The 19,101-nt window shown below is 71.5% G+C and carries 20 protein-coding genes; 8 read left to right on the top strand and 12 right to left on the bottom strand.

The window, feature by feature from the left end; all coding sequences use genetic code 11:
• Positions 1–71: 71 nt before the first annotated feature.
• Positions 72–1,265: a RimK family alpha-L-glutamate ligase gene (locus tag ACFQU3_RS12110; RefSeq protein WP_385910066.1), complete on the bottom strand. Its 1,194-nt coding sequence runs from the start codon at positions 1,263–1,265 to the stop codon at positions 72–74.
• Positions 1,266–1,319: 54 nt separating this feature from the next.
• Here ACFQU3_RS12110 and ACFQU3_RS12105 point away from each other — a divergent pair, with 54 nt between their 5' ends.
• A complete protein-coding gene (locus ACFQU3_RS12105) occupies positions 1,320–1,766 on the top strand; it encodes an ATP-dependent zinc protease (protein ID WP_385910064.1) in 447 nt (148 codons plus the stop codon).
• 96 nt (positions 1,767–1,862) lie between these two features.
• On the opposite strand, the gene ACFQU3_RS12100 is transcribed toward ACFQU3_RS12105, so the two are convergent.
• Both ACFQU3_RS12100 and ACFQU3_RS12095 read right to left on the bottom strand, forming a co-directional pair.
• A complete protein-coding gene (locus ACFQU3_RS12100) occupies positions 1,863–2,858 on the bottom strand; it encodes an NAD-dependent epimerase/dehydratase family protein (RefSeq protein WP_385910063.1) in 996 nt (331 codons plus the stop codon).
• 122 nt (positions 2,859–2,980) lie between these two features.
• Entirely contained in the window at positions 2,981–3,418 is a 438-nt protein-coding gene (locus ACFQU3_RS12095) for a MerR family transcriptional regulator (protein ID WP_385910061.1), read from the bottom strand.
• Between the two features lie 60 nt (positions 3,419–3,478).
• Between ACFQU3_RS12095 and ACFQU3_RS12090 the strand changes: the two genes are divergently transcribed.
• Complete coding sequence (locus ACFQU3_RS12090) at positions 3,479–4,378, top strand: NAD(P)/FAD-dependent oxidoreductase (protein WP_385910059.1); 900 nt, start codon at positions 3,479–3,481, stop codon at positions 4,376–4,378.
• Between the two features lie 3 nt (positions 4,379–4,381).
• Here ACFQU3_RS12090 and ACFQU3_RS12085 read toward each other — a convergent pair whose 3' ends face one another.
• From ACFQU3_RS12085 to ACFQU3_RS12055, 7 genes are all read right to left on the bottom strand, one after another.
• Entirely contained in the window at positions 4,382–4,546 is a 165-nt protein-coding gene (locus ACFQU3_RS12085; protein ID WP_385910057.1) for a hypothetical protein, read from the bottom strand.
• Positions 4,547–4,710: 164 nt separating this feature from the next.
• Positions 4,711–5,823 carry an alpha/beta hydrolase family protein gene (locus ACFQU3_RS12080; protein ID WP_385910055.1) on the bottom strand — a complete coding sequence of 371 codons (1,113 nt, stop codon included), beginning with the start codon at positions 5,821–5,823 and terminating at the stop codon, positions 4,711–4,713.
• Between the two features lie 110 nt (positions 5,824–5,933).
• Positions 5,934–6,734 carry an ABC transporter permease gene (locus tag ACFQU3_RS12075; protein WP_385910053.1) on the bottom strand — a complete coding sequence of 267 codons (801 nt, stop codon included), beginning with the start codon at positions 6,732–6,734 and terminating at the stop codon, positions 5,934–5,936.
• Positions 6,731–7,699, bottom strand: a complete 969-nt coding sequence (locus tag ACFQU3_RS12070) for an ABC transporter ATP-binding protein (protein ID WP_385910051.1) — start codon at positions 7,697–7,699, stop codon at positions 6,731–6,733. Before ACFQU3_RS12070 ends, ACFQU3_RS12075 begins: the two co-directional genes overlap by 4 nt.
• A gap of 156 nt (positions 7,700–7,855) precedes the next feature.
• Positions 7,856–8,374: an EXLDI protein gene (locus tag ACFQU3_RS12065; protein WP_385910049.1), complete on the bottom strand. Its 519-nt coding sequence runs from the start codon at positions 8,372–8,374 to the stop codon at positions 7,856–7,858.
• A 68-nt stretch (positions 8,375–8,442) separates the two neighbouring features.
• Positions 8,443–9,105: a class F sortase gene (locus ACFQU3_RS12060; RefSeq protein ID WP_385910047.1), complete on the bottom strand. Its 663-nt coding sequence runs from the start codon at positions 9,103–9,105 to the stop codon at positions 8,443–8,445.
• The gene (locus tag ACFQU3_RS12055; protein ID WP_385910045.1) at positions 9,102–9,875 is read right to left on the bottom strand and encodes a DUF4397 domain-containing protein; all 774 of its coding nucleotides are present in this window, start codon (positions 9,873–9,875) and stop codon (positions 9,102–9,104) included. Before ACFQU3_RS12055 ends, ACFQU3_RS12060 begins: the two co-directional genes overlap by 4 nt.
• Before the next feature lie 201 nt (positions 9,876–10,076).
• On the opposite strand from ACFQU3_RS12055, the gene ACFQU3_RS12050 reads away from it, so the two are divergent.
• Both ACFQU3_RS12050 and ACFQU3_RS12045 read left to right on the top strand, forming a co-directional pair.
• On the top strand, positions 10,077–10,874 hold the full coding sequence (locus ACFQU3_RS12050; protein WP_385910043.1) for a hypothetical protein: 798 nt from the start codon (positions 10,077–10,079) through the stop codon (positions 10,872–10,874).
• A gap of 11 nt (positions 10,875–10,885) precedes the next feature.
• Positions 10,886–11,743, top strand: a complete 858-nt coding sequence (locus ACFQU3_RS12045) for a CopD family protein (RefSeq protein WP_385910041.1) — start codon at positions 10,886–10,888, stop codon at positions 11,741–11,743.
• A 30-nt stretch (positions 11,744–11,773) separates the two neighbouring features.
• On the opposite strand, the gene ACFQU3_RS12040 is transcribed toward ACFQU3_RS12045, so the two are convergent.
• Complete coding sequence (locus tag ACFQU3_RS12040) at positions 11,774–12,883, bottom strand: glycoside hydrolase family 76 protein (protein WP_385910040.1); 1,110 nt, start codon at positions 12,881–12,883, stop codon at positions 11,774–11,776.
• A 118-nt stretch (positions 12,884–13,001) separates the two neighbouring features.
• Here ACFQU3_RS12040 and ACFQU3_RS12035 point away from each other — a divergent pair, with 118 nt between their 5' ends.
• The 4 genes from ACFQU3_RS12035 to ACFQU3_RS12020 all read left to right on the top strand — a co-directional run bounded on the left by ACFQU3_RS12035 (position 13,002) and on the right by ACFQU3_RS12020 (position 18,615).
• The gene (locus tag ACFQU3_RS12035; RefSeq protein WP_385910038.1) at positions 13,002–14,237 is read left to right on the top strand and encodes an RNA polymerase sigma factor; all 1,236 of its coding nucleotides are present in this window, start codon (positions 13,002–13,004) and stop codon (positions 14,235–14,237) included.
• A 362-nt stretch (positions 14,238–14,599) separates the two neighbouring features.
• Positions 14,600–16,426 (top strand): amino acid permease, encoded by a 1,827-nt coding sequence (locus ACFQU3_RS12030; RefSeq protein ID WP_385910036.1) that lies wholly within the window; start codon positions 14,600–14,602, stop codon positions 16,424–16,426.
• On the top strand, positions 16,423–17,307 hold the full coding sequence (locus ACFQU3_RS12025) for a universal stress protein (protein ID WP_385910034.1): 885 nt from the start codon (positions 16,423–16,425) through the stop codon (positions 17,305–17,307). Before ACFQU3_RS12030 ends, ACFQU3_RS12025 begins: the two co-directional genes overlap by 4 nt.
• Positions 17,308–17,493: 186 nt before the next feature.
• Positions 17,494–18,615, top strand: a complete 1,122-nt coding sequence (locus ACFQU3_RS12020; RefSeq protein ID WP_385910032.1) for an SGNH/GDSL hydrolase family protein — start codon at positions 17,494–17,496, stop codon at positions 18,613–18,615.
• 26 nt (positions 18,616–18,641) lie between these two features.
• On the opposite strand, the gene ACFQU3_RS12015 is transcribed toward ACFQU3_RS12020, so the two are convergent.
• The gene (locus tag ACFQU3_RS12015; RefSeq protein ID WP_385910030.1) at positions 18,642–19,097 is read right to left on the bottom strand and encodes a GNAT family N-acetyltransferase; all 456 of its coding nucleotides are present in this window, start codon (positions 19,095–19,097) and stop codon (positions 18,642–18,644) included.
• Positions 19,098–19,101: the final 4 nt, after the last annotated feature.

Genomic DNA, 19,101 nt, shown 5'->3' with positions numbered 1-19,101 from the left:
TCCTTGCCACCACCGGCACCGGCACGGAACCGGGCAACGGTCTCGCGTCGGCGCCGGAGGTGGCGCGCGGTTCAGGCGACGGTGTGGATCGGCTCCTTCGGGAGCTTGCGCACCTTGGCGCGGCGGCGCCGGCGCTCGGGGACCATCGAGCGCATCTCCTCGAGTCGGCCGAAGCACAGCAGGCGGTCCTCGGGTTCGAGGACGACCCGACGACGCGGGTTGGGGATCACTGACGGGCCCCGGTGCAACGTCAGCACCTGGATGTCGCGCTCCTCCAGGCCCGACTCGCCGATCGTCTGGCCCACGAGGTCGGCACCCGCGTGCACGACGAGCTCTGCCACGCCGTATCCCGTCGAGACAGTGAGGCGCTGGCGCACATCGATCTCCGGGAAGGCAACCTGGCCCGCGATGTGGTCGACGATCGCGCCGGCCACATCGAGGTTCGTAGCGGCCTCGATGCCCTCGAGGCCGGGGGAGGAGTTGACCTCCATGACGAGCGGCCCGTCGTTGCCCTCGAGCATGTCGACCCCGGCGACGCGCAGACCCATGATCTGCGCCGACCGCACGGCGGCCTGCTCGTAGTCGGGCGGCAGCTCGACCGGCTCGACGGTGCCGCCCCGGTGCACGTTCGACCGGAACTCGTCACCGTTGGCGCGCCGACGCATCGCGGCGACGACCCGGTCGCCGACGACGAGGGCGCGGATGTCGCGGCCACGGCTCTCGGTGACGAAGCTCTGGATCAGGACGTTCTGCTTCGTGCTGTGCAGCGTCTCGATGATCGCCTCGGCGATCTTGATCTCCGGCGCGAGGATGACGCCGATGCCCTGCGTGCCCTCGAGCAGCTTGATGACGACCGGCGCGCCGCCGACTCGCTTGATGGCCGGGATCACGTCGGCGCGGTTGCGCACGAAGGTCGTCGCCGGCATACCGATGTTGTGGCGCGAGAGGATCTGCGTGGCGCGGAGCTTGTCGCGGGCGTTCGAGATGCCGTTCGCGGTGTTCGGCGTGTACACGTCCATCTGCTCGAACTGGCGCACGACCGCGGTGCCGAAGTACGTGATCGAGCTGCCGATGCGCGGCAGCACGGCGTCGTAGTCGGAGAGCGGCCGGCCGCGGAACTGGAGATCGGGCTCCGGCCCCGTCAGGTCGATGGCGAAGCGCAGCGTGTTGAGCACCCGCACCTCGTGGCCACGGTCGAGGGCGGCGGTGCGCAGGCGCTGCGTCGAGTAGGCACGCGGCGCGCAAGAGAGGATCGCGAGTTTCATCCGGGGTCCTGCCAAGATGGGCGGGTGTCTGGGCCGGCCTATTCAAGCACTCCCGTGGGATGGAGGGAGTGGGTCGCCCTGCCCGGGATGGGGTTGCCGTGGGTCAAGGCCAAGATCGACACCGGAGCCCGCACGTCCACGCTGCATGCCGAGGACGTCGAGGAGTTCGACCGCGACGGCGAGCCGTGGGTGCGTTTCACCGTCCACCCGTGGCAGGACTCCTCCGAGGACGCGCGGAGGATCGAGTGCCCCATCCACGACCGTCGCAAGGTGCGCTCCTCGACGGGCCACGTGCAGCGCCGCATCGTCGTGCGCATCGACCTCACGCTCGGCGGCCGCACCGTTCCCGCCGAGGTGACGTTGAGCAGACGTCACCGCATGGGTTTCCGGATGCTGGTCGGCCGTGAGGCCCTCCGTCAGGGCTACGTCGTCGTGCCCGACCGCTCGTACGCGTCGGGCAAGCCGCCCAAGGACGTACGCCGCCGCAACCGCGGGCGCTGACCGGCGCCGTCCGAGGTCGGCCGGCCGTCTCGACGGGACGTCACGGGTGGAAACTGCCCACTCGACGGTCGGGTGAGGTCGTGTGGGCAGCCTGCATCACGTCGTCGCGTCGTGGATGGCGAGCAGGCGCTCCTCGGCCGCGGCGTCCATCGGTCCACCGGCTCGTCCCGTACGCGGCTCCGGCACACCCTCGCGCTGGAGCCAGGCCCAGGTGTCGGCCACCGTCTCGGGCATCGGCCGCGGCCGCAGCCCAGACGCGTACGCGGCGGACACGTCGCACGAGTGCAGCCCGATGTACTCACCCGTCGGCGGCACCCAGATCGGCAGCTCGGTCCACGGCGACACCTCGGCGGCCTCGACGGTCGACGGCTCGACCCAGACCAGCTCGGCGTCGCTGCCCGTGACCGCGTGCACCTCGTCGAGCAGCGCGCCCATCGTCGTGTGCCCGGCCTCGCTGACCGTGTTGAACGTGCCGACCGGCCGCGACCCGAGCACCCAGCCGGCGATGTCGCGGCAGTCGATGTACTGCAACGGCCGGTCGTACGGGCCTGGCGCCGGCACCCGGCCACCTGAGGCGATCCGGTTGAGCCAGAACGGCATCCGGCCCACGTTCTCGTAGGGCCCGAGGATGAGCCCGGCCCGCGCCAGCGCGACGTCGCCGTCGAACTCGTCGAGGACCGCGAGCTCGCCGCCACGCTTCGCGGCCGCGTAGTCGCCACCGTCGGTCGACGACGGGTCGCCCTCGACCACGGGGGCGCTCTCGTCGGAGTCCGGCTCGAGCGGCCACGAGTACACCGAGCGCGACGAGATGTACGTGTAGTGCGGGGTGCGGCCGCTGAGCAGCCGGGCCGACGTCTGCACGGCGACCGGCGCGTCCGACCACGTGTCGACGACGGCGTCCCACTCGTCGTCGCCGAGCACCTGCCGCATCGCGTCGGGGTCGAGCCGGTTGGCGTGCCGGGCCTCGGCTCCATCGACGGGCACGCCGCTGACGCCGCGGGTCACCGTCGTCACCTCGTCGCCGCGGGCGAGGGCGGTCTCGACGAACGCGCGGCCGACGTGGTGGGTGCCTCCGAGCACGAGAAGTCTCATGCCCCGATCCTCACCCGAGCGACGCGCGCCGGCCAAGGACCCTTCGCTCTCGACGTAAGGCGGACCCGCGTGGTGACCGCGCCAGACCCCGCCTGCTCCGGCCTGCTCCGGCCTGCTCCCGCCTACTCCCAGTCGGTGACCCGTGCCGTCGCGGTGCGGCCCTCCGTGAGGTCGGCGACGTGCTGGGAGAAGCGTGGACAGGCGACGATGTCGTGTGCGCGGCACCGCAGCGCGTGCTCCGTCATCTCGCGCGACCGCTCGATGGACCTCGCCCGCTCGTCGAGGTCGCGCAGGTGCGCCTCGAGCACCTCGTGGCGGCCGGCGGCCTCGCCGTCGAGGAGCACACCGATCTGCTCGAGCGTCATGCCGGCAGCCTTGTTGCGCAGGATGACCGCCACCCGCACGACATCGCCGTGCCCGTAGCGCCGATAGCCCGACGCGTCGCGCTCGGGCGTCAGCAGGCCGAGGCTCTCCCAGTGCCGCAGGACGTTGGTGGGCAGCTCGAACCGGGCCGCCAGCTCGCCGACGGTCCAGGTCTTCTCGCGATCGCTTGCCTTCATGTCGACATGAAGGTACACGCTGGATCCCGAAGCAGCACAACGACAGCAAGGAGAGACCACGTGCACACCGACGTCGCCATCATCGGAGGAGGCCCGGCCGGCCTCCAGGCAGCCCTGACCCTCGGCCGCATCCACCGCGACGCCGTCCTCTTCGACGACGGCACCTACCGCAACGCCACGGTCAGCCACATGCACAACGTCGTCGCGCACGACGGCACCCCGCCGGAGGAGTTCCGCGGCCACGCGCGCAAGCAGCTCACGGCATACGACACCGTGACTGTGCGGGAGGAGCGTGTCGACACGATCGAGCAGGTCGACGGGGTCTTCCACCTTCGCGTCGCGGACGGCTCGACCGCCACGGCGTATGCGCTCATCCTGGCCACCGGTGTGCGGGACGGGCTGCCGCCGGTGCCCGGTCTCGACGAGCTCTGGGGCGACCTCGTCGCGCACTGCCCGTTCTGCCACGGTCACGAGCTCAGCGGGCAGCGCGTCGGCATCCTGGGGGCGGCGGTGGCACCGCACCTCTCGGCGCTCCTCGGCCCGGTCGCGTCCGAGCTGGTCGTCCTCGCGGACGGCGAGGACCTCCCCGACGAATGGCACCCCGGCCCGGTGGTACGGACCGAGCGTGTCGTCTCGGTCGAGCGGCACGACGGCGGCGTGCGCGTGGCGCTCGAGGGCGCGGACGGTGACCAGGTGCACGAGCAGGTGGCAGGCCTCTTTGTGAAGCCCGCACTGCGGCAGTCCGCACCGTTCGCCGATCAGCTGGGCCTCGAGCTCAACCCGTCGGGCTGCGTGCGGGTCGACGAGTTCGCGCGGTCGAGCCGCGAGCGGGTCTTCTGCGCCGGTGACATGGCCCACCTCGCCGCCTACCCGATGCCGATGGCGTCGGTCGTCATGGCCGCGGCCTCGGGCCAGCTCGCCGCCTCGGCGGCCACCATGGCGCTCCTGGCCCGACCGTGATGCTCAGCGGCTCGCCGGCCCCCGCGCCAGAAGCTGCCGGGCGCGGAGCACGGCGAACACCCCGACGCCGCCGGTGACGGTGAGCAGCACCACCTGGTATGCCGAGAGCCAGCCCGTGAGCCGGGTGTTTCCCAGGCCGCCGTCGAAGAAGCCGGAGGCGATGCTCACGAAACAGGCGAGCGCGAGCAGTCCGGCCGGGACCGCGCCCCACCGACGCCGTGGGACCCGATGGGCGCCCTGGCCGGGTGAGCGGCGCCTCGCGTATGCCGTTCTCCTCAGCGGGTGCCGAACGCACCGCCGCCCTCGCCCACCAGCTCGCAGCCGGCTGACGGTCAGCGGAGATGCTTGGCGAGGAAGGCCTCGGTGCGGCGGATCGAGGTGTCCCACTGGGGTGATGCGAGGGTGTGGCGACCGCCCGGGTAGACGAACAGCTCGACGTCCTTGCCCTTCGCCTTCAGCGCCGCCACCGATTCGCGCGACCACGAGAGCGGGCAGGACTCGTCGGCGGTGCCGTGGTGGATGAGGAGCGGCTCGGTGACGCGGTCGAAGTAGGTGCGCGGGCTCGTCGTCGCCCATCTGGCGGGCTGCGCCTCGGGCGTGCCCAGACGTGCGATGACCTGACGGGCGGCCGACTGGCGCTCGTCGTCGCGCCGTATCCACTTGTTGAAGTTGTCGACGGTGTCGGAGCTGACGGGCGCGTAGGCCACGGCCGCGTCGAAGACGCCTGGGCGGGCGACGAGCGCGGTGTAGACGACCCCGCCGCCCATCGACCGACCGATGAGCGCGACGCGGTCGGGGTCGACGACCTGAGCCTTCTTCAGGGCGAGGCCCGCGTTGATCGCGTCGATCGTGTAGCCGACGCGGAGGTTGGTGCTGGTGCCGGGGTCGTCGTCGGACTGTGCGTGGTTGCGGTAGTCGATGTGCAGGGTCACGTAGCCCTGCCGGGCGAGGTGGTCGCGCTCGCGCAGCATCGTCTCGCCGTTGGTGTAGACCTCCGGGTCGACGTAGCCGTGTGCGAGGACGACGGCTGGGAACGGACCCTTGCCGCGCGGGATGTTGATCCGCCCCGAGATCGTCAGGCCGTTGCTCTCGTAGGTGGCGAAGTACTGCCGGTACGCGTTCGTGCTGCCGCGCTCGCGGCCGCGCCTGAGGTTGCCGCCCTCGTACCTCGTCGCGATGAGGGTGGCGATCGAGGCCGGGTCGGGCGTCGCGGGCTTCGCCGTCGCGCCCGTCGTCGCGCCCGCCGTCGGGGTGGGCGCCGCAGCGCTGGTCGCCGACGTCGTCGGCACCGCCGAGCTGGTCGGCTCGCTGGACGTGCGGCCGGATGCCGCCCCGCTCGGCTCCGGAGAACCGCCTCCGGTGTCGTCGGTCGGCCCGCTGCTCGTGCAGGCACCGACCAGCAGCGTGGCGGTCAGACCGGCGAGGGTGGCTCGAACGGGGCGCACACTCGAGTCTCACCCGGCAGGTCCCGGATTCCCAGCCCGATCGTGGGTCGATGTATTCGGCGGTCGCGGGTGACCGCCGAATACATCGACCGGTGGGGGGAGGAGGCGGTTCAGCGCTCGCGGCGGTACAGCCTCCTCGCCCAGAGGTAGCCGACCACGGTGATGCCGACACCCCAGGCGACCGCGGCTGCAGCGGTCCCGCCGTCGACGGGGCTGCCCGCGAGCAGCGTGCGCAACGTCTCGATGATCGGCGTGAACGGCTGGTGCTCCGCGAACCAGGCGAGTGGGCCCGGCATCGACTCGGTCGGCACGAATCCGCTGCCGAGGAAGGGCAGGAAGATGAGGAACATCGGCAGGTTGCTCGCCGTCTCGACGCTGTCGCTGACGAGGCCGAGAGCGACGGACAGCCAGGTCAGGGCCAGGGCCGTCAGGGTCAGCAGCCCGACGAGCGCGAGCCAGCCCACGGCGTTCGCGGCCGGTCGGTAGCCGAGCCCGACGGCGACGAGGAGCAGCGCGCCCATCGCGAGGAGCGACTGCACGACGCTGCCGAGCACGTGCCCGGCGAGCACCGACCCGGGCGAGATCGCCATGGTGCGGAAGCGCGCGACGATGCCCTCGGTCATGTCCATCGCGACGCTGATGGCGGTGCCCTGCGCGGCCGCAGCTGCCGCCATGACGACGATAGCCGGAGTCACGTAGTCGAGGTACGCAGCGCGCCCGTCCGCGTCGATGCCGCCGCCACCGGGAAGCCCGGCGCCCAGCGTGCCGCCGAAGACGTAGACGAAGAGGAGCAGGAAGAGGATGGGCATGCCGACGAGCAGCACCGTCATGCTCGGATAGCGCCGCATCCGCAGCAGGTTGCGACGCAGCATCGTCCGGGAGTCCTTCAGCGCCAAGGAGATCGAGCTCATCGTGCAGCCTTTCGGGTGTCGTCGGCCGTCACACGGCCAGGTTCGGTGAGAGCGAGGAAGACGTCGTCGAGGTCGGGGCTGGTGACCTCGAGGCCGGAGGCGGGGACGTCGTGCTCGGCGAGGCGGTCGAGCATGCGCCGCAGCCCGGGTATGCCGTCCGCCGCGGGAAGCGAGTACGCCAACGTCTCGTCGTGGCGGACGCCGTCGGGGAACGCGCGCACCGCCGCGTCGAGGCCGGTGGTGTCGGGCAGGTGCAGCCGGATCGCGCCACCGGGGACGCGGCGCTTCAGCTCCGCGGGTGTGCCGTGGGCGACGATGCGTCCCCCGTCGAGCACTGCGACCGTGTCGGCGAGGGCGTCGGCCTCCTCCAGGTACTGGGTCGTGAGCAGGATCGTCGCTCCGTCGGCGACGAGGCCCCGCACGATGTCCCACAGGTCACGTCGGCTGCGCGGGTCCAGCCCCGTCGTCGGCTCGTCGAGGAACACGACGCTCGGCCGCCCCATGAGGGTCATCGCGAGGTCGAGCTTGCGGCGCATCCCACCCGAGAGCGTGGCCGCGGGCTTGGCGGCATACGGGAGCAGGTCGAAGCGCTCGGTCAGCGCGGCGGCCCGCGACTGCCCCGTGGCGCGGGCGAGGCGGAGCAGGTCGGCCATGAGCTGGAGGTTCTCGCGCACGGTGAGCAGCCCGTCGACGGCGGAGAACTGGCCGGTCACGCCAATCGACGAGCGCACCGCGAACGGGTCGACGGCGACGTCGTGTCCGGCGACGGTCGCCCGGCCGCCGTCGGCGCTCATGAGCGTGGACAGGATGTTGACGGTCGTCGTCTTGCCGGCGCCGTTGGGGCCGAGCAGGGCGAGCACGGAGCCGGCTGGCACCGTGAGGTCGATGCCGGCCAGGACGACACGGTCGCCGAACGACTTGCGCAGGCCGCTGACCTCGATCGCGGGAGGACGTGGGTTGGACATGCGGGTTCCCTTCTGGGATAGAAGTTTTCGGCGTCGCCGACATGGCCTCTTGGCGTGCGGGGCACGGCCGGGCAGGCTGGATCGACGCGTGGCGCGCCCCCGGTGGGCGCGCTGCGGGACGGTGGTGGTCTGACCCCGCTGTGCGGGAGTCAGCTGCTAGATGTCGAGGTCTTCGACGACGGGCTGCTCGGCGGCGGCCGCGACGAGGTCGTACAGCTCCGGGGGGACCCGCTCGCGCAGGTCCTCGATGGAGTCGAGCACCTCGAGCGTCGCCGTGGCAGAGGTCTGGCCCCAGGTCTGGTCCTGGCTGAGGTGCTTGCGCCAGCCGGTCGCCTTGCCGTCGGGGCCCGCCATGTGGATGTACTCGGGTGAGCGCTCCACGTGCAGGACGATCTTGCCGGTGCGGCTGCGGTAGACGCGGAACTGTTCGACGCGGTCCTTCGTCGAGCGGCCCCACTCGACGAGCAGGACGCCGAGGAAGCGCTGGCGCCGGCCCTTGCCGGCGCCGACGCGCACCGTGATCTCGTCGTAGCCCTCGAGCTTGCCCTCCTCGAGCTCGACGAGGCGACGGAGCCCCCGGCTGATGGCCTGCGACAGGTTGCCGCCGGCCAGCTCCTGGGCCCGCTGGTAGAGGGGCAGGTCGGCGTCGGAGACGTAGATCGTCTTGTTGGGCACGACGCCATCCTAGCCATGGCTGTGACTATACGCATCCATATACGTATAGCGCAACGGGCAAGTCGCGATCAGCGGGCGGCGCCGAGCGGTGTGGCCGTGACGACGAGGTTCTGGTCGTAGCTGCGCGTCGCCAGGTCGAAGGTGCCCGTGCACGTCAGCAGGACGAGCCGGTGCCCGACCCGCTGGTCGAAGGCCGGGCTCGACGCCGACAGAGCGTCCTTGAAGACGGCGTCGACCGTGACGACCCGGTATGCCGCCCGGTGACCTTCTCCGCGCAGAGTGATCGTCGCGCCGGGCCGGATGTGCAGGAGCCGCTCGAAGTAGCCGAGACCCTGGCGGGGGGCATCGACGTGGCCGGCGATGACGGTCGCGCCGAACGGGTCACCGGCGTACGCGCTGCCGTCCCACCAGCCCACGCGACGGATGTCGTCCGGCACCCGGAGCTCGCCGGCGACGGTCCGGGCCCGGACGACCACCGCGGTCTCACCCTCGGGCAGCACCACCTGCTCGGGCCGGAAGCGCACGCGTTCGCTGGCGGCGGTCCGCCCGGTCCGGGCCGGCTCGACCGTCGACGGGGGTTCGCTCGACGAGACCGGTGTCGGCACACCTGTCGTTCGCGAGTCCTGGCCCGGCCCCTCGCTGGCGCAGGCGGCCGTCACGAGCGCGAGCACGAGCGAACCGCCGAGCGCGCCCATCCAAGAGCGCCGCCGGCGGCTGGGCGAGGTTCTCACCGCCGCAAGGGAACTCGCAGCAGAGCCGAGCTCGCCCCGGTGCCGTGCAGGGCAGCCTGGCCGCCGGTGCCCGTGTCGACGAGGTCTGGCGCGCCGGAGCCGGTGGAGGCCATGCCGAGGACCTGGACGACGACGCGCATCGTGCTGCTGCTCGGGTCACCCACCGCGAAGACGCGGTTGAGCGAGCCACCCTTGACGGTGAGGTCGAGCGGGCCGAGCACGACGGGCGACGTCGCGCCCGCGGGCACGATGTCGACGCGGTAGGTGCCCACCGGGACGACGAGGTTGAGCGCCTCACCGTTGGCGATGTTGGCGAACAGCACCTTGCCGCCGACCCGCACGTCCGCCGGCGGCACGGCAGCCAGGTGGGCCACGGTGACCGACGCCTTGCTTGCGGGGACCGAAGCCCTGGCGTTGTCGAAGACGGTCACGACGGGGGCACCCGTCGGGTCGACCGGCAGGTGCAGCGCGACGTCGGTGCTGCTGCCTGCCTTGACGTCGACCGTCCGTGCGAGCAGTCGCGAGCCCCCTGAGGTGAAGGTGAGCGTGTGCCGACCCGCGTCGACCGGGATGCGTCGGCTCAACGTCGCACCGGCCAGGCCGGTGGCCACGGCGTCGCCGTCGAGCGCGACGTCGACCGTGCGTCCCGGCAGCCCTTGCACGACGAAGATCTCTCCGCCGTTCGCAGCACCCGCCGGCGGCGCCGCAAGCGCGAGTGCCCCGACGCCGAAGACGCCGAGGACCGCCGCCCAAAGGCTGGCGCGGCGCATGTTCCCCCCATGCCGATGCCGCTTCCCCACGCGTTTGCCATACCCACTTCCCGACCCACCGAAACATCTGGCGCGGCACCCCATCGCCCGCTTCGATGGGCGAGAATCGGACCGAGGGACGCGGTCGGTACAGGGCCTCCGGGGGACACGGTGGGCAGTCCGGCTGGGAGGTGGGGACGTTTGGCGACGAAGCATCCCGACATGCGCCTGCGCTGGGCGATCGGCGTGGTCGGGCCGCTGGCGCTCGTGGTGGCGGCGGTGTGGGTCTATGCCGTCCTGCCGAGTGCGGCGGACCTGTACGGGCGAGCCGCGGGCAGCGCCCCGACGGTGACCGTTGCCGGGCTGAGTGCGCCGACCCCGACAGCCGCCCCCTCGACGTCGGCCCCTCGGCTGCCGACGCCCGCGGTCGGGACGCCGACGTCCTCCCCGGCCACCCGCGGCGCGACCGGACCGGGCCTGACGGAGCCGGGCGTCCGCATCTCCGCGACGACCACGACCGCCGGCACGCTCCAGGTCTCGGAGCGGGTCGTGGTCCGGGCCGCCACCGGCCGTATCGAGCTGGCACCTCCCGACCTGAGCGACGCGGGGGACCAGTTCAGCGCAGCCTTCCCGCGTGTCACGCAGCTGCGGCTGACCGCCGGTGGCCAGCCGGTTGCCCTGTCCTTCAGCCTCCTCGAAGCCCCGCGGTCGATCGTCCTCGGGCTGCCCGTCCACACGTACGAGCTGCGCTACGTGCTGGCGGGGGCGTCGGTGCACAGCGTTCCCTCGGCGAGCGGTCGGGCCCTGGCGGCACTCTCCCCAGTGAGCCGCTCATTGACCCCACCGTCGCCCGTCGTCCTCGTCACGCGGGGCAAGGCGGTGCGCAACCTCAGCTGTCCCCTGCTCAGCGGAAACGACGTTGCCTGCTCCGACGGTGTCAGGGGTGCGATGAGCGTACGCACGCCGCTGCCCCTGCGTTACGCGCTCGTCGTCCTCCAGCTCGACCTGCCGAGGCCGTGATGGACGGCCCGATGGCCGACGTGCTCGTGGGTGCCACCCGCGTCCTGCTGTACGCCGGATTCGTGCTGCTCGCGGGCACTCTGTCATTCTGGGTCCTCGTCTGGCCCGAGGGGCGCTTCGACCGTCGGCAGCTGCTTCTCGTCGACGACGGGATGGTCCTGCTGGCCGTGGCCACGGTCATCGGCCCTCTCGTCACCGTGCTCGTGAGCGGCTCGATCGAGTCCCTCTCAGGTGAGGCCGCTGCGGCCGCCCTGCTGCGACTCGCGGTCATCGCGGTCATCGCTGCCTGGCTGCCCGAGCTCGTCGACGACCCGACCGTCCGCCGGCGCCGGGTCACGCTCGGAGCGATCGTCGTCGCGCTCTCCCTGACGATGGTGATCGCGTCGGACGCGATGACGGGACACCTCGTCGCGCTCAAGATCGTCGCGACGTTCGGGCACCTGCTCGGGGCTGCCGCGTGGCTGGGCGGGCTCGTCGCCCTCGCCGTCGTCATCATCCCGGGTCAGCGACTCGACCAGCTCGATGAGCTGGTCCCCTCGTTCTCGAAGGTGGCGTTCGTCAGCGTCGTCACCCTCGCGGTCACGGGGACCGTCCACGCCCTGGCCCAGGCGGGTGGTCCCGCCGCGCTGACCTCGACCCCGTTCGGTGTCGTCCTGCTCCTCAAGGTCACGGTCTTTGCCGGGATGCTCGTGCTCGGCAACCACGGCCGCCGCTACGCGAACGAGGTCGTGCTGCACCGACTTCGTGCCCGCCACCGGGCGAGCACCGGCGTGCACACGCTCGCCGTCGTCATGGGCGCCGAGCTCGCGACGGCCGGGGCGGTGCTCCTCACGACAGCCGTCCTCGTCGCGGTCGCCCCGCTGGGATGAACACCAGTGGCGGCAGTGGGCCCGCGGCGCTCACCTGAGGGTGGCTGCCGCCTCCAGGAGGGTCCACGCCTGGAGCTGTGGCGACAGCTCGAACGGCGGCGCGGGCGGGGGTCCGCCGGGCTCGGTCGGAAAGACCGAGGGGTCCCTTCGCCCAGCGACCGGGTAGGTCCCGCGCCCTCGCCACAGCGCGTCGGCCGTGTCGAGCACGAGACGGCGGGCCGTGCCGCTGGCGCCGTCGTCGAGGCGCCGGCTGGAGGCGGCGAGCGCGAGGTAGCGCGCGAGGATGCCGGTGAAGAGGCCGCCGTCGCCGCCGCCGTGGGTCCGCAGCACGCGCACCCCGTCGAGCTCGACCGTCAGCCGCGCGTCGACGGCCGCGATGAGCGCCGCGGCGCGCTCGAGGCTGCGGTCGTCGCCGAACGTGACGAGCGCGCTGAGGACCGTGCCCTGGTTGTAGGACCAGATGTCGCTGACGAGGACCTCCGCGCCGTCCCGCAGGCGTATGCCGTCGAGCACGAGTCCGCTGTCCTCCGACCACAGGCGGGCGTACACCCAGTCGACGAGCTCGCGGGCCTCGTCGGTCTCGCCGACACGGGCGAGGTGCAGGGCGGTCGGGCCTGTCGCAGGGCTGTTCTTGAAGTCGCGGTCGCGGCTCCAGAAGAGGCCGCCGCCGACGTCGTCCGTGTGCGCCGACCGGAGCTGCGCGGTGAGGTGGCGCGTGGCGGAGCGCAGGCGGCGGCGAGTCCTCGTGTGGCCCAGCTCGTCGTGCAGCGCGGCGAGGCGTCCGGATGCGAGGGCCAGCCAGGCCATGTCGTCGTAGAAGTCGTTGACCCAGCGGCCCCGGTTGCGCAGCCGAATCGTCAGGAGCAGCCGGTCTCCCTGCCGCGCATGGCGTTCCGCGGCTGCCACGTCACCGCACCGGGTCGCGCGGAGGCCGGCGTCGACCACGGCGTCGAGATGGTGCGCCTGCCACCAGTAGTGCCACTCTCCGCGGAGCCAGCCGAACGGTCGAGACGGCGCGGGTGCGGGGTGCACGACCTGCGCAAGATGCGTCCACGGCATACGGCCGAGCCGACCGGCGAAGAGCACCGACACGGACCGCTCGGCCTCGGCGGCCCGGTCGTCGAGCGGGGTCGTGGACACGCTCGGACCGTATCGCGGGGTCCCTTTCGGCGGGGGCTGTGGAAGGGTCGACATCGGTGTCGAGATCGCGGCCGCGGCTCGACGTGTCGTCGGACCCACGAGGACGGAGGACTGACGCGTGAGCGACACCGTGACTGACGAGCTGTGGCGCAGCGTGACCCCACAGGTCATCGGCGCGCTCGTGCGACGCTACCGCGACTTCGACCGGGCCGAGGAGGCTGCGCAGGAGGCGCTGCTCGCGGCCGCCGCGCAGTGGCCCGCGCAGGGCGTGCCGGACGACCCGAAGGCATGGCTCATCCGGGTGGCGTCGCGCCGGCTCATCGACGGTCTGCGCAGCGACGAGTCGCGGGCGCGGCGCGAGCTCGCCGACGCGACGCGTGCACCCGCCGACGACCTGGTGGCGCCGCCGCCGGACGCCGTGGGCGCTCCGGGGCAGGACGACAGCCTGACACTCCTCCTCCTGTGCTGCCATCCGTCGCTCACCCCTCCGGCGCGACTCGCCCTGACCCTCAGGGCTGTCGGCGGGCTCACGACCGCAGAGATCGCCCGCACCCACCTCGTCCCGGAGGCGACGATGGCCCAGCGGATCAGTCGGGCGAAGCAGCGCATCCGGGAGTCAGGTGCGGAGTTCCGGATGCCCCCACCCGACGACCTGCCTGCACGGATGAGCGAGGTGCTTCACGTGCTCTACCTCGTCTTCACCGAGGGCCACACGGCGAGCAGCGGGGAGCGTTTGCACCGGGTCGACCTGACAGCAGAGGCGATCCGGCTCACGCGGCAGGTCCACGCGCTGCTCCCCGACGACGGCGAGGTGGCCGGGCTGCTCGCCCTCATGCTCCTCACCGAGGCCCGCCGGCCCGCGCGGACGAACCCGGCCGGTGAGCTCGTGCCGCTCGCCGAGCAGGACCGCTCACTGTGGGACACCGCATACATCCAGGAGGGCGTCGCCCTCGTGACCGACGCCCTGACGCGGACTCGGCTGGGCCCCTACCAGGTCCAGGCGGCCATCGCGGCCGTGCACGACGAGGCCCAGACGGCGGCGGACACCGACTGGAAGCAGGTGCTCGCGCTCTACGGCGTGCTCGGGCAGCTTGCGCCGGGGCCGGTCGTGTCGCTCAACCGTGCCGTGGCGCTGGCGATGGTCGAGGGTCCGGCCGCCGGACTCGCCGTGCTCGACGACCTCGCGCTCGACAAGCGGCTCGCCCGGCACCACCGGCTCCACGCCGTGCGCGCGCACCTGCTCGACCTGGCCGGAGACACCGAATCGGCTAGGGAGAGCTACCTGCTCGCGTCACGACTGACCACGAGCATCCCCGAGCAGGACCACCTCCGGCGCAAAGGCGAAGCCCTCTGAGCGACGCCCCCTTACGTGGCGTGACGTCACCGGCCTCAGCGACGGCCGGCTCAGAAGCCTTGACAAAGGCTCGCGACACCCCGAGACTGTTGCGCTATCCGCACAAGAATGCGCATTTCGCAACTACTGTGAAAGGGATCGATGGGGCCGCCAGGGCCAAGAGCTGGACCGGAATGACCTGGCGCCACCGGCACTGCCCGTAACCAACAGTCCCCGGCCTTCGATGCCGGCGGAAACCACCGCAGCCACGATCTCCCACGTGACCGGACCTCGTCTCCCAGAGCAACGTCCGATCCGGGGTGGTCGCTGAGCAAGTCGCGCCGGGCGAGCTCCTGCAGTGTTCGAGTGATGGAGGAACAACCATGGGCTCAACACCAACCCTCAAGAAGGGGCTCAACGACCGACAGCTGAGAATGATCGCCATCGGAGGTGTCATCGGGGCGGGCCTCTTCGTCGGCTCGGGTGTCGTCATCGGTAGCACCGGACCGGGGTCGTTCATCGCGTATGCGCTGTGCGGCTTCCTGGTCATCATGGTCATGCGGATGCTGGCCGAGATGGCCGTCGCCAACCCTTCGACCGGGTCGTTCGCGGACTACGCGCGCAAGGCCCTCGGGGGATGGGCGGGATTCTCGGTCGGCTGGCTGTACTGGTACTTCTGGGTGATCATCGTCGGGTTCGAGGCGATAGCCGGCGCGAAGATCGTCCAGTACTGGATGCCGGACGCACCACTGTGGCTGGTCTCGCTGGTCCTGCTGAGCGCGATGACCGCGACGAACCTGTTCTCGGTGTCGTCGTTCGGTGAGTTCGAGTTCTGGTTCGCGGGCATCAAGGTCGCCGCCATCGTCATCTTCCTCGGTCTTGGTGCGGCGTACGTGTTCGGCTTCTGGCCGGACAAGTCGATGGACTTCTCCAACCTGACTGCTCATGGCGGGTTCCTGCCCCACGGCGCGATAGGCATCACGGCCGCGATCGTGACAGTGATCTTCTCGATGACCGGCGCCGAGGTCGCCACCATCGCTGCCGCCGAGTCGCAGGATCCCGAGAAGGCGGTGGCCAAGGCCGCGAACTCGGTGATCATGCGCATTGCGATCTTCTTCATCGGCTCGGTCTTCCTGCTCACCGTGATCCTGCCGTGGAACGACAAGACCGTGGCCGCTTCGCCGTTCGTCGCCGCGTTCACCGAGATGGGGATTCCCTACGCCGACCACATCATGAACGCGGTCGTGCTGACGGCGGTGCTCAGCTGTCTGAACTCGGGGATGTACACCGCATCGCGGATGCTGTTCGTGCTGGCCGCTCGCCGTGAGGCGCCGTTGCAGCTGGTGAACGTGACCCGTCGAGGGGTGCCCGCCGTGGCGATCCTGGCGTCGTCGGTCGTCGGCTTTCTGTGCGTGATCGCCGCGGCGGTCTCACCGGACACCGTCTTCGCGTTCCTGCTGAACTCCAGCGGCGCGATCATCCTGTTCGTCTACTGCCTCATCGGCATCTCGCAGGTCGTGCTGCGGTTCCGCTCGGGGGATGAGTCCCTGAAGGTGAAGATGTGGTTGTTCCCGTTCCTGTCGATCGGGACGGTCGTGGGGATCGGCGCGATTCTTGCGCAGATGGGACTCCAGGAGGACTCGCGGTCGCAGCTGGTCCTGAGCCTGCTGTCGTGGGCGGTCGTGGTGCTGCTGTACGTCGCGAACAAGTGGTACATCTCCAGCCGCCCGGTGGTGGAGGGAGCGGTCGCGACGGGCGAGGCGCATCGCGTGCTGGTGATGGCCAACCAGACCGTCGACTCGGCCGAGCTGCTTGACGAGCTGCGCGAGATCAGCGCCGACAGGTCCGCCAGCTACCACATCGTGGTGCCGGCCAGTCCTGTCGAGACGGGTGCGGCCGCGACGCACGGTCCCCTCGACGTGTGGGAGGCCACCCTGGAGGCCGCCAAGGCGCGCCTTGACCAGACGCTGGAGACGCTGCTCTCGGAAGGCCTCGCTGCCGACGGCGCCCTGGGCGACCACCGACCGCTCCGTGCCCTCGCCGATGCCGTCGACACCTTCCACCCCGACCAGATCGTGATCGCGACACTGCCGCCGGAGGACTCGGTGTGGCACCGCTTCGACGTGGTCGACCGGGCTCGCAGCGACCATCCCGAGATCCCGGTCACCCACGTGGTGGCAGCGCCGATGGCAGCGGAGCGCGTGCGGTGACGATCATCGCGGGCTTCAGCTCGAGCCGACAAGGCAGCGCACCCCTCAACCTGGCTGCCCAGCTGGCGCGCACCACCGGGGAGAAGGTCATCGCGGCGGTGGTCGTCGAGCGGTCGCGGCCCCCGGGCGCCGACCGCCTCGAGGACGAGTACCAGCGCTATGTGTCGACCCAGGCGACGCAGTCCCTCGAGCGGGTGGTCAGTGGTCTGAGCGAAGACGTGGACGTCTCGGTGGTCGTGCACCAGTCGACGTCGATCCCCCAGGGCCTGACAGAGCTCGTGGACGACTACGGTGCCGAGCTGGTGGTGGTCGGGTCGTCGTCGTCGGGGCTTCTCGGTCGGGTCACCCTGGGAAGCGTGACCGAACGGTTGGTGCACACGGCGGCCGTGCCGGTGGCGATCGCCCCACGGGGCTACCCGCGGAGTCCGGCTCCGATCCAGCGGCTCACCGCGGCCTACGGTGGCCCCGCGGACGGCGTGGACCTGATCGAGTCCGCTGCGGCGCTGGCGAAGAAGTGGGCGGTTCGGATGCGGATCGCCTCGTTCACGGTGCGGCCGGCCGCGATGTTCGGCGGGTCGATCGAGCGGGGTGCCGAGGACCTGATCGTCCAGAGGTGGTCGCGTCGGGTCAGGGAAGATGCGCTCAAGCGGCTCGACGATGCGCGGGCCCGCGTGGCAGTCCCCGACGTCGACGTCGTGATCGGTGCCGGCATCGAGTGGCGCGACGCCGTGGACGACATCCCCTGGGGGACCCGCGACATGCTGCTGCTCGGATCCGGTGCCGCCGGTCCGATGGCCCAGGTGTTCCTCGGTTCAGCGGCATCGAAGATCCTCAGGCACGCGCCCGTCCCGGCGATGATCCTGCCCCGAGAGCAGACCTAGGGCGGCGGTGGTGCCAGGGGGGCCCTGACCCGTCGTCCCCACGGAACCGAGGTATGCCGTCGCGCCCTGTCGCGGCGGCATACCTCGACCCGCTGTGACAACCTCCACGGCAACCGGCGTGCGTGACCCGGTCGGCTGCGGACTCGTTGACTGCGCGAGACCGCCACCGGACGAAGGAGTCCAGCCGTGCCCCAGTCGACCCATCGACCTCGCGCCACACGTCCCACCCGCATAGCCGCCGCGCTCGTCGCGGCACTGGCCGGGAGCGTCGTGCTGACGTCCGGCGGCGAAGCCAGCGCCCGAGCGGCCGGGCCAACAGACCGGGCCGAGGTCGTGCAGCTGGGCGACTCGTACTCGGCCGGCAACGGCACGGGCACCTACGAGGAGCGCTCCTGCTACCGGGCCCCCAGCAACTACGGCTCGCAGGTCGCTGCATCGATCGGCGCGAGCTACGTCAACCGAGCGTGCAGTGGCGGAGTCATCGCCGACATCCTCCAGAGCCGTGAGCTGGGCGACGCGTACACTCGGACGGCGACGTACTCGATCGACCCGAAGACCTACCCGGACCAGCGGGCCGAGTGGCTGCGGCGCGCCAGGACCGAGCGGCTCTGCGGCGTGCCCGCCCAGCCCGACTTCTCCTACGGCTACACCTTTGTCGCCGGCGCCGGTGTCGGCACGCTCTACAGCGGCACCGTGTCGTGCCAGCTCGTCGTCCGCCCCCAGATCGACGCGGTCACACCCGACACCGACCTCGTCTTCCTGACCGTCGGCGGCAACGACCTCGGCTTCTCGACGATCGTCACGAACTGCCTGGTCCTGCGCGAGCCGTCAAGCTGCCGGGAGACGCTGGAGTCGGCGAAGACGAGGGCCCCCGAGATGATGGAGCGAGCCAAGGACGCGCTGCGGGCCGTCGTCGCCAGGTCGGGCGGCCACGCAGAGGTCTACCTGCTCAGCTACCCGTACCTCGTCAACACCGAGAGCTACGGCATCCCCGAGGCCGCCCCGACCTATGACGCGGGTGCAGCACTCAACGACCTCCAACGGGCCGGCGACGCAATCCAGGCTCGCGGTGTCGCGCAGCTGAACGCCGAGCCGGGCGCCGACCGCTACCACTACGTCGGCACCGTCAAGCAGTCGTGGGGCGGGCGCGTCCACGGACTCGACCCGCACGTCGTCGCCGACAACTCGAACGCCTGGCTCGTCCCGGTCGGTACGCCGGGCCGTGACGTCGCGGAGTTCGTCCACCCGACCCAGCCGGGCTGGGACGCGACCGCCGGTGCGCTCCGCGACGCCGTGACCGCCGGCTGAGCCGCCGCCCGGCGGGGACGGCGGGGTCAGAGCTCGCGCGTCATGAAGGTGCTGTGCGGGTCGAGCCGGTAGGAGCCGAAGGGCCCGCACTCGGTGAAGCCGTGCGCGGCGTACAGCGCCCGGGCCGGCGCGAAGAACTCCACCGTCCCCGTCTCGAGGCTGACGCGGGTCAGCCGGCGACGCCTCGCCTCGGCGAGGATCTCGCGCAGGACCGCCCTGGCCACGCCGCGGCGTCGGGCGGCCGGGGCGGTGCGCATGGACTTGATCTCGCCGTGGCCCGGCTCGAGCTCGGTGAGGGCTCCGCAGCCGAGCACCTCGTCGCCGTCGCGGGCGGCCCAGAACGTCACTCCGGGTGCCCGCAGGCCGTCGAGGTCGAGGGCATGCGAGCTGCCGGGTGGGGAGATCGACCGCAGCTGCGAGACGTGCCCGTCGAGCAGGTCGATGACGGCCGGGTCCGTGATGTCGTCAACCGTGATGTGCATGGCA

Origin of the sequence: Terrabacter sp. GCM10028922, from assembly GCF_042666095.1 — a bacterium.
In the GTDB taxonomy this organism is placed as follows: domain Bacteria; phylum Actinomycetota; class Actinomycetes; order Actinomycetales; family Dermatophilaceae; genus Terrabacter.
This window is presented reverse-complemented; position numbering and strand designations above follow the sequence as displayed.

Bases quoted from the DNA above. Each gene is read 5' to 3' on its own strand.
- ACFQU3_RS12110 (WP_385910066.1), bottom strand. From the start codon at position 1,265: ATGAAACTCGCGATCCTCTCTTGCGCGCCGCGTGCCTACTCGACGCAG.
- ACFQU3_RS12100 (WP_385910063.1), bottom strand. From the start codon at position 2,858: ATGAGACTTCTCGTGCTCGGAGGCACCCACCACGTCGGCCGCGCGTTC.
- ACFQU3_RS12095 (WP_385910061.1), bottom strand. From the start codon at position 3,418: ATGAAGGCAAGCGATCGCGAGAAGACCTGGACCGTCGGCGAGCTGGCG.
- ACFQU3_RS12075 (WP_385910053.1), bottom strand. From the start codon at position 6,734: ATGAGCTCGATCTCCTTGGCGCTGAAGGACTCCCGGACGATGCTGCGT.
- ACFQU3_RS12070 (WP_385910051.1), bottom strand. From the start codon at position 7,699: ATGTCCAACCCACGTCCTCCCGCGATCGAGGTCAGCGGCCTGCGCAAG.
- ACFQU3_RS12055 (WP_385910045.1), bottom strand. From the start codon at position 9,875: ATGCGCCGCGCCAGCCTTTGGGCGGCGGTCCTCGGCGTCTTCGGCGTC.
- ACFQU3_RS12050 (WP_385910043.1), top strand. From the start codon at position 10,077: ATGCGCCTGCGCTGGGCGATCGGCGTGGTCGGGCCGCTGGCGCTCGTG.
- ACFQU3_RS12045 (WP_385910041.1), top strand. From the start codon at position 10,886: ATGGCCGACGTGCTCGTGGGTGCCACCCGCGTCCTGCTGTACGCCGGA.
- ACFQU3_RS12030 (WP_385910036.1), top strand. From the start codon at position 14,600: ATGGGCTCAACACCAACCCTCAAGAAGGGGCTCAACGACCGACAGCTG.
- ACFQU3_RS12015 (WP_385910030.1), bottom strand. From the start codon at position 19,097: ATGCACATCACGGTTGACGACATCACGGACCCGGCCGTCATCGACCTG.